Origin of the sequence: Coprococcus sp. RTP21204st1_G4_RTP21204_210225 (genome assembly GCF_040915385.1) — a bacterium.
GTDB lineage: Bacteria > Bacillota > Clostridia > Lachnospirales > Lachnospiraceae > Allocoprococcus > Allocoprococcus comes.
Map to the genome: position 1 here is coordinate 3,998 of NZ_JBCPDP010000032.1, position 8,213 is coordinate 12,210.

Genomic DNA, 8,213 nt, shown 5'->3' on the forward strand with positions numbered 1-8,213 from the left:
TGGTTGCGATGGCTGCTCCTCCAACCATGCCTCCTACTGCTTGCCCTACTCCAGTTGTACTTACAATCCATGTAGAAACAAAAGGTATTGTAAGCATGGCAAATGCTCCAAGTAATGCTGTAAGAAGGAAGCTATTGACACCTCCAGAGGTCATTCCGACATACATGACAAATGCAGCTTCATTTCTAAGCGCATATTCTAAAATTTCAATTTCTCTTTCTATCCCATATTGCATTACTACTAAAGAAATTGATAATACTATATATGCAATACATGAATATAAACTAACACTGACAAAACGAGCTATCCATTGTATATAAGCATCCCGAAATGCAGGTAAAACAGAGAATGCAAAAGCTAGTGGACCAAGAATAACTAATATTCCTGTGAATATGATTTGTAGGAAAAAGACAAAATAGGTACATACTTGCCAAAAAGTAACGACAATAAATTCAATGATATTAAACATTATCATTTTAACCTTAGCGACTACATATACATATAATCCAGCTATCTTGTCTCCAATAGCTGAAAAGTCTATACTAAAATCATACCATTTCTTATCCTTAACTTCATTTTCGGCTCTTTCAACTTCTAATGAAGTATGTAATAACTCTACTGCTACGCTATCAATGAGTGCATATCTATTACGAGAAAGTAATTCTACTTCGTCTATCTGGTTCGTAAACATAGCCTTGCTTTGTGCTGTTAATAATTCTCCGGGATAACTGATTAGATTAATAAAGGGAATCCAGAACATAAGAACCAATCCCAGTGCGAATGGACGCAATAATGGGATAATCTCTAATTTTTTATCTCCACTCATCATTTTGAAGCTTTCTACTCCAAAATATAATAACATAAAGATTGCTGCCAATGCTTGCGCATCCGCAATAAATTCTCCGAACAGAACAGTTGTTTTATCTCTTAGTCCATCAAATAATTCAAATAAGAATTTATCTATTAACTCATTCATGGCTCATTATTGTTTTATTTATATTATTCAATCTTGTTATTAATGAAAGAACTTCTATTAGTTCTTTATCAAAACCTAAATAGGCTTCTCTCTTTTTAGAGTTACTCATATGTGAATCATGGATTATATCTATGTTCTTTTTGATTCTAGTAACTTCATCAGTTATAACTTCAACGTGTTCTTTATTACCGCCATTAGAAGAATATTCGACAAGTTTTTTATTTATATCATTAAGAATATCATTTCTGCGATTTTTAGTTAAAGTATATTGATAATCAATTTCTTTATCTCCAAATTTGAAGAGTTCCTGTCTATATATGGTATCGACATTATACCCTTCTTTTTCTGTTTCTGATTTATTGTACTCTACGGCTGCCATCATGGGAATTTCTTGTAACTGGAAATTACGTCTATCTTCCTTTCCGTATTTGTCGTGTAACCCTAAGCCCGGCAAAGGAATTTTAATACCCAAAACCTTTTTATACCATATCCAGTAGTGATACCATTCTGGTTGTAGTCGTACTCTATCCATAAATTCCATATTATTAAGTACGCTCCATTTCCCTTTATCCTTTACAGGCATTTGGGAATAGACATTAGAAGTACCAATAATCAACATTAGGGAAAAAAATAAAAGCACTCTTTTCATATTATCTTTTAGGTTTTACTTTATAATTCTGTAATAAATCATCAACTAATTTTGAACGATTATCTTTGTATTTAAACACTCCCGGAGCTAATGTTTGTAATACTCCATTTCTTTTTGCTGTTTTCATCTGTCGGCATACAGCGTATGCTATACCTCTCATGTTTCTTAGTTCATTAATAACATACTTAAGCAAGTCTATTCTTTGCTTATTGTCCATAAGGTTTACATCTGTCCCGACAATAGCGACCTGATAAATGTATTGTGTCAAATCCGCAGTACGATTAACTAATTCTAGCTCTGTTTTTGCTGACACCAATAATAAAGCCGGGTCACCTACAGCAAGTTCAACCATTTGTTTTTGATATTTACCAATATCTGCTGCAATATCAGTACAGTAGATAATATCTTTTCCTGTTTTTATGATGGCTTCTACAGATTTTAGGCTATTATAAAATTTGCTTTGGAAAAATTCAATCTGAACCATTTTTTCACTGATTTGCTTTTGTATAAGGCTTATTTGAGCTTCATTCTCTTTCACTTTAGAGAAAGAAGTATGTTGCACCTTATGATTAGCTATAAGTGTTTCCATACAGGTTATATCCAAGACTGCCTTTTGTGAATATGCAACTTGGGTTAAAGTAGATGCTACCACTAAAATAAATAGGATTTTCTTCATGATATTATCTTTAACGGTTTGTAATCCTTTTGTATTTGTCTAGGATATACTTATATAATGGTTGTTCTCCTATGATGTTAAGTATATCTTTTAGGCTTCCTTCATCGGAGTGATACCCTAGTACCTTATTGACTTGTAAAACCCAATCCGTATTTTTTAATTTGGAAGATTTTAGGTCTATTATAAAATTATCCAATCCTGTTTGGAAACTATCATAAATGATATGATAATATCCAACAGCATCTTTTTCTATTCGTTCTGTAGTAAATGTGAAATATTCGTGCAGAGAAACCTCTACTCCAAATACATTTCCATAGTTTCCTCTTTTTATAAATACTTCATTAAACCGATTACGGTTTTCTTTATTGGGAAGTTGATTTATGGTAAATATTTGCTTTTGATTTACTTCCGTTAGGGATAAAAGATTTGCTATTTCTTGATATTTGTCTATAAATTTACTTTGGTCTAATAGGCATATAATATCGGAGTTGCTGATTATAGAGTTTTTGACTACAGGATTACTAATTATGTCTTCCAGTTCTTGAGTAACAACCATTGCCATACCCCAAAATTTACGAACCGTTTTATACAAATAGAGTATATAGCCAGCCATCATAGGGCTAGCTATGGCTTTCCATGCTTCTTCAATTATTAATGCCTTTCTGTTCTTTTTTAATCTCATTTTTTGAATAAAAACGTCCATAATAATTAAGGTTACTATTGGAAATAATTCAGGGTCATCTTTAATTGCATCAATTTCAAAAACTATAAAGGGTTCTTCAAAAAGGGAAGTATCAAAATCCTCATTAAGAGTTTTTTCTAACTGTCCTCCTTTATAGAATTTTTTTAATAGAAACTTATAGTTAGTAATATCAAAATCAATTTTGTTCTCTTTGCAAATGATAGGTATAATGCGTAGGGAAAATTCGTAGAATGAGTTAAAAGATAGGCTTTCAACTTTTATTTCTTTCAATATATCTTCTTTCTTCTGGATTCGTCTTTCTATTATAGAAAGTAATCTAGTTTCAGGATTATCAAGCTCTTGGCGTGTAAATCCTTTTTCGATGAGAATGTTTTGTATCGCTTTTTCTGCGTTGGTTTTTTCTCCGCCTTCTCCTTTTTCTACTAGTTGCTGTAATTTCTCTATTTTTTCGGAAAGTATCTTGCGTTCTTCTTTTTCCCTTTCGTTTTCAAATTCTTCTTCATTGACTTGAAATTCGAGTAGTAAATTTTCACGTATGGCTTCTTTTTCCGCATCTGAATAACCATTAAAAGGATGAAAGTAGAAAGAATAGTATTTTTCTATGGTAATATCCATAATTTCTTCTTCTTGCTTTTTGACCTCACCATTTGCACCTTTCCATATCAGGAAAATTAATGATTTAAGAAAGTTTTTCTTTTCTACATTATACTCTTCTTCAGTAATTCGGAAAGGATTCATAGATATTGGCTTGCTTTCAGAATAAGTAATGTATTTGCCATGATAGTATTCGCACATTCCTGAATAACTATGCCCTGTATCTACCAATACAATATCAGTATTATCTAAAACCCATTGTCTTACTTTGGAGTTGACATAGAAAGACTTACCAGAACCACTTGGACCTAAAACAAAGAAGTTAGAGTTATTTGTATATTTTTTCTCACCTTCTTTTCCGGACATATCTATTCCAACAGGCAATCCTTGTCTGTCAGTAAAATAAGTAAGAAAAGGACTGTTTTCTGTTACTTGTAATTTTTCTTTGAATAAAAGACAAATTGCAGCATCGGAAGTTGTTAGAAATTTGTCATAACTGTTTAGGTTGATTGCGTTTCCCGGCAGTGCACATTCAAATAATTCTAATTGGTTGAAACATTGTTTATTCACAATAATACCACAATCAAAAAGAGATGTTTCAACATAGTTGACAGCCTTACTAATATCATCAAGACCAGCAAGAATGATATTATAATGTGCATATACAAGCATTTGCCCTTCTCTGGCAATATCCGACTGCACTCGTTCTATATCTTCTACACATAAATCATTTGCAGGGTCAGGCATTCCTTTATGTTTTTTCTTTTTGCCTTCTAATTTGTTTGCTTCGTTTCGTTGGTCTGGAATATTTATTATTTGATTATAGATAATTGTGTCTATACTTGGCGTCTCATGCAAAAAAGAAAGTAAGTCAACAGGAAACCTTAGCCCAATATTGACCTCTTTATATGGTTTTATAACAGAAGGGAAATTAACTTCGTCAATATCTACAAGAGAAATGCACTGTACGTTTTTTTCTCCTATTATAAGATTTTCTTCTCTCGCTTTGATGTTTTTTAGGCTTACTGTTTGCTGATTGAAATTGATAGATAGAAATCTTTTTATATATATTTCTATTTCATTTTCATTTAATAGTTTAGCCCTTATTCCTCTGTTAGCGAATAGTCCTAATACTTTTGTGATGTTTCTAATAAAAGTATCAAACCTTCGGGGGTCAAAAGAAAAGAATTTAGACCTTTCTACTTCTCCTGTAATAACAAGATAAGTAGAAATATCAGTATATATTCGTCCCTTAAAATGTTCAAAATAACGATTTGATAAATAGTCGTTCTTCCTATTCTGGGGTGGTAAAAATGATTTTTTACATAGAATATCCTGTTTTTGTATTGTATATCCGGTTCCTAATACTTTGAGGATATTAGTAAATAAGTGGTGAAAATCATAGTAAGCATCCATATCTGCTGAATACTGTATTATAGGATTTTCACATTTAATGATAACAGAATAGTCGCCCCTTCGGTTATAGAATATAGGAGTATTGTCTATTGTTTCAATACCAATATAAGGAGCTTCAAATTCACTTTTCTTTTTCATAAGCTTTATTTTTTTCTATCTCTTACAAAAGTGCGTGATACTATATATATGCCTTTTCGTTTATCTTTCCTGTGAAGCCCTTTTCTTTGTAATTGCGATGTTATTCCTAACCCTCCAAACATAACTATTACAAGAGTTATACCTCCCCACATAAAAGAAGCCAGAGTAGAAACAATAGCACATAAAAGTAAAGCACTAATAATACAAGCTCCACCGATATATATGAACTTGCCTTTAAATCCTTTGAAAATAAGGGGCTTTTGCAGCCCCTTATACACATTGTAACTTGGATACTCTTTCGACATATTAGATTCCGAAGAATGCTTTTACGACAACACCTGATACAACTAGAAAGATACATGACCCCATCCAGCCCATAACAGCCTTTTGTACATCTTGGTCACCAGAGTTCCATTTTAAATAAACTCGCACTGCTCCAACTAATCCTACTAGACCTCCTAGTATCATCATCATGTTTCCTAGGGGGTCCATGTAGGTTGCAAGTTCAGAACTGGCTGCATCAATTCCGGCAGCACCTTGTGCAAAAGTGTTAGTTACTACCATTGTGCTAATGGCTAAAGCGAATGCTCTTTGAGCGATTTTTGAAAAAAACTTTTTCATTTGAATAAAATTTGGTTGTTTATTTATTAAAATTTACGTGTGAAAACATACTTTTCCCTTTAGCAAGAAGTTGTTCCATTGGAATACCTTGTGTTTCAACATCCATTTCAATAGATTCATTTACAGATACATAATTTTGTTCAGATTCTTTTTTTTCATCCTCTTTTTCGTATGAGCCTGTTTCAAAATCTTCATCTACAACTTTGTGAGGTATTTCTTCTTCCTCTCCTATTGAAATAATTTCTTCTTCTTCACCTGTATTGGTTTTGCTTTGCTTTAGGAAAGCATCATACAGGATGTTTGCAGCGTAGTAAACTACATAAATGGCAAATACAGCCATGATAAATTGTGAATAACTCATATTCTTAAATTTAAAAGTTTCATTAATCGACCCTTTTTCTGTACTTTTGATTTATAATAGTACTAGAGGTAATAACAGGGGAAAAAGCCCTAGTTTAAAATAGTTTCGCGAATAGTTGAATTAATGAAACTTGGATTTAAATAAAATGGAGATAATAGGCTACGCTCGTGTTTCAACGAGGGAACAGAATTTAGATTTGCAGCTAGATGCTTTAAAAGAAGCCGGATGCAAACTTATATTTGAGGAAAAAGTATCAGGAGTAAAAGATAGACCCGAATTAGATAAAGCCCTTGCGTATTTGCGAGAAGGTGATACTTTTGTTATCTGGAAGCTAGATAGATTAGGACGTTCTTTGAAAGATTTAGTTTATATAGTTGATTGTTTGCAGAAAAGAAAAGTTGCATTCAAAAGCATAGTTGATGGTATTGATACTAATAGTGCTTTAGGAAGGTGTCAATTTGGGATTTTTGCTTCATTGGCAGAATATGAACGTGAAATAATAGTAGAACGAACTAGGGCTGGATTACAAGCTGCAAAAGAACGAGGGAAACTTACGGGACGACCTATAGGATTATCGGAAGATGCAAAAAGAAAGGCTATAGCAGCAAAACGTTTATATGAAAATCGGGATTATTCTATAGGTGAAATATGCAGGATATTACACATTGGAAGTAAGGCTACTTTGTATAGGTATTTACGTTATGAAAAAGTAAGATTGATGAATAGAAGAAATAAATAGGGCGTTACCTTTCAGGTCGGGCTTTTCGCTGCAAGTCCTCGCTGTGCTGTGGGCTTTTCGCTACAATCCCTAACGCATTTTTCCCACCCACCCTTCTAAGGTATATCCAATGCTTTGCTTTTTCCACCGCTTCTACGAAGCACCTACAAAAACAAGGCATTGGATATTCGGTTTTATAGACTTCATGTTCCCTAAAGGGAATATTCCGTTTATAAAACCTAATCTCTTACCCCAAATATATAAAACTTTAGGGAAAAAGATAATACGTTGAAAATCAGTTGTTTATAAACTATTTTTAACAAAAATAATTGTCTTATTATTTGCGACATTTATAGAAATTTGCTATCTTTGAGTATTGAAAATAAAGAGATAAACAAACCTTTAAAGCTGGTCTGGCTGCCAGTATAAAGAACAGCAAACAAAATTATGAAATCTACTTTTGATAAAAATGCAGAGAAGTTTGTAAACCTTATGGTTGAGAAAATTGAAAGTTTGTCTATGAATTGGCAAAAACCTTGGTTCTCTAAAGTCAATTCTAAGCAGAACTTTTTACCGCAAAATTTAACAGGGCGTACTTATAGTGGTGGAAACGCTTTTTTACTTTATTTCTTGTGTGAAAAATATAATTATCAAACTCCTGTTTTTTTGACATTCAATCAAGCACGAAACGAAGGTATTAATGTTCTAAAAGGTGCTGCTGCTTTTCCTGTTTATTATACATTATTTTGTGCTTATCATCGTCAGACAAATGAAAAAATTTCATATGATGAATATAAAAAATTATCAGAAGAAGAACAAAAAGAATACCGTTTAGCAGCTTATACAAAATATTTCCAAGTTTTTAATTTAGACCAAACAAATTTTGCGGAAAAATATCCCAATAGATGGGATATATTAAAGGCTAAATTTTCAGGAGAGGAACAGCCACAAGAAGAGAAAGAAATGTATGTAAATCCAATACTTGATGAAATGAATAAGAATCAAAATTGGGTGTGTCCTATTCAAACGGTTTCTAGTGATAGTGCGTTCTATTCAATATCAAATGATAGTATTACTTTACCTTTAAAGAGCCAATTTAAGGACGGAGAAAGTTTTTATGGTACAGAATTACATGAAATGGGACATAGTACAGGTGTTAAAAATAGACTAAATCGAAAAGGATTTTATGAAAATGATAAATTCAATTATGGACGTGAAGAACTTGTAGCAGAATTAATATCGGCTTTGTCTGGTGTATATTTGGGTATTTCTGTAACCGTCAGAGAAGAAAATGCGGCTTATTTAAAATCATGGTGCAAAGCAATAAAAGAAGAACCTAAATTTTTATTTACTGTATTGGC

Annotated in this window: 8 protein-coding genes; 2 read left to right on the forward strand and 6 right to left on the reverse strand. The window is 32.4% G+C overall.

Features of this window, described 5'->3' with window-relative positions; genetic code table 11:
- The 6 genes from AB5213_RS16365 to AB5213_RS16390 form a co-directional block, all read right to left on the reverse strand.
- Nucleotides 1-976: plasmid transfer protein (locus AB5213_RS16365; protein ID WP_368276964.1), on the reverse strand; the 976-nt coding region annotated here is incomplete at its 3' end.
- Complete coding sequence (locus AB5213_RS16370; protein ID WP_005647309.1) at nucleotides 969-1,625, reverse strand: hypothetical protein; 657 nt, start codon at nucleotides 1,623-1,625, stop codon at nucleotides 969-971. The genes AB5213_RS16365 and AB5213_RS16370, both read right to left, overlap by 8 nt.
- 1 nt (nucleotide 1,626) lies before the next feature.
- A complete protein-coding gene (locus tag AB5213_RS16375; RefSeq protein WP_004295374.1) occupies nucleotides 1,627-2,301 on the reverse strand; it encodes a hypothetical protein in 675 nt (224 codons plus the stop codon).
- Nucleotides 2,302-2,311: 10 nt separating this feature from the next.
- Complete coding sequence (locus AB5213_RS16380; protein WP_346964521.1) at nucleotides 2,312-5,152, reverse strand: conjugal transfer protein TraG; 2,841 nt, start codon at nucleotides 5,150-5,152, stop codon at nucleotides 2,312-2,314.
- Nucleotides 5,153-5,458: 306 nt separating this feature from the next.
- A complete protein-coding gene (locus AB5213_RS16385; protein ID WP_005647303.1) occupies nucleotides 5,459-5,773 on the reverse strand; it encodes a DUF4134 domain-containing protein in 315 nt (104 codons plus the stop codon).
- A gap of 19 nt (nucleotides 5,774-5,792) precedes the next feature.
- The gene (locus AB5213_RS16390) at nucleotides 5,793-6,113 is read right to left on the reverse strand and encodes a hypothetical protein (RefSeq protein WP_229095004.1); all 321 of its coding nucleotides are present in this window, start codon (nucleotides 6,111-6,113) and stop codon (nucleotides 5,793-5,795) included.
- A gap of 151 nt (nucleotides 6,114-6,264) precedes the next feature.
- On the opposite strand from AB5213_RS16390, the gene AB5213_RS16395 reads away from it, so the two are divergent.
- Together AB5213_RS16395 and AB5213_RS16400 are read left to right on the forward strand one after the other, a co-directional pair.
- A complete protein-coding gene (locus AB5213_RS16395) occupies nucleotides 6,265-6,873 on the forward strand; it encodes a recombinase family protein (protein WP_230585972.1) in 609 nt (202 codons plus the stop codon).
- A 426-nt stretch (nucleotides 6,874-7,299) separates the two neighbouring features.
- The coding region (locus tag AB5213_RS16400; protein WP_368276965.1) for an ArdC family protein at nucleotides 7,300-8,213 on the forward strand (914 nt) is incomplete at its 3' end.

Bases quoted from the DNA above. Each gene is read 5' to 3' on its own strand.
- AB5213_RS16380 (WP_346964521.1), bottom strand. From the start codon at position 5,152: ATGAAAAAGAAAAGTGAATTTGAAGCTCCTTATATTGGTATTGAAACA.
- AB5213_RS16370 (WP_005647309.1), bottom strand. From the start codon at position 1,625: ATGAAAAGAGTGCTTTTATTTTTTTCCCTAATGTTGATTATTGGTACT.
- AB5213_RS16375 (WP_004295374.1), bottom strand. From the start codon at position 2,301: ATGAAGAAAATCCTATTTATTTTAGTGGTAGCATCTACTTTAACCCAA.
- AB5213_RS16385 (WP_005647303.1), bottom strand. From the start codon at position 5,773: ATGAAAAAGTTTTTTTCAAAAATCGCTCAAAGAGCATTCGCTTTAGCC.
- AB5213_RS16390 (WP_229095004.1), bottom strand. From the start codon at position 6,113: ATGGCTGTATTTGCCATTTATGTAGTTTACTACGCTGCAAACATCCTG.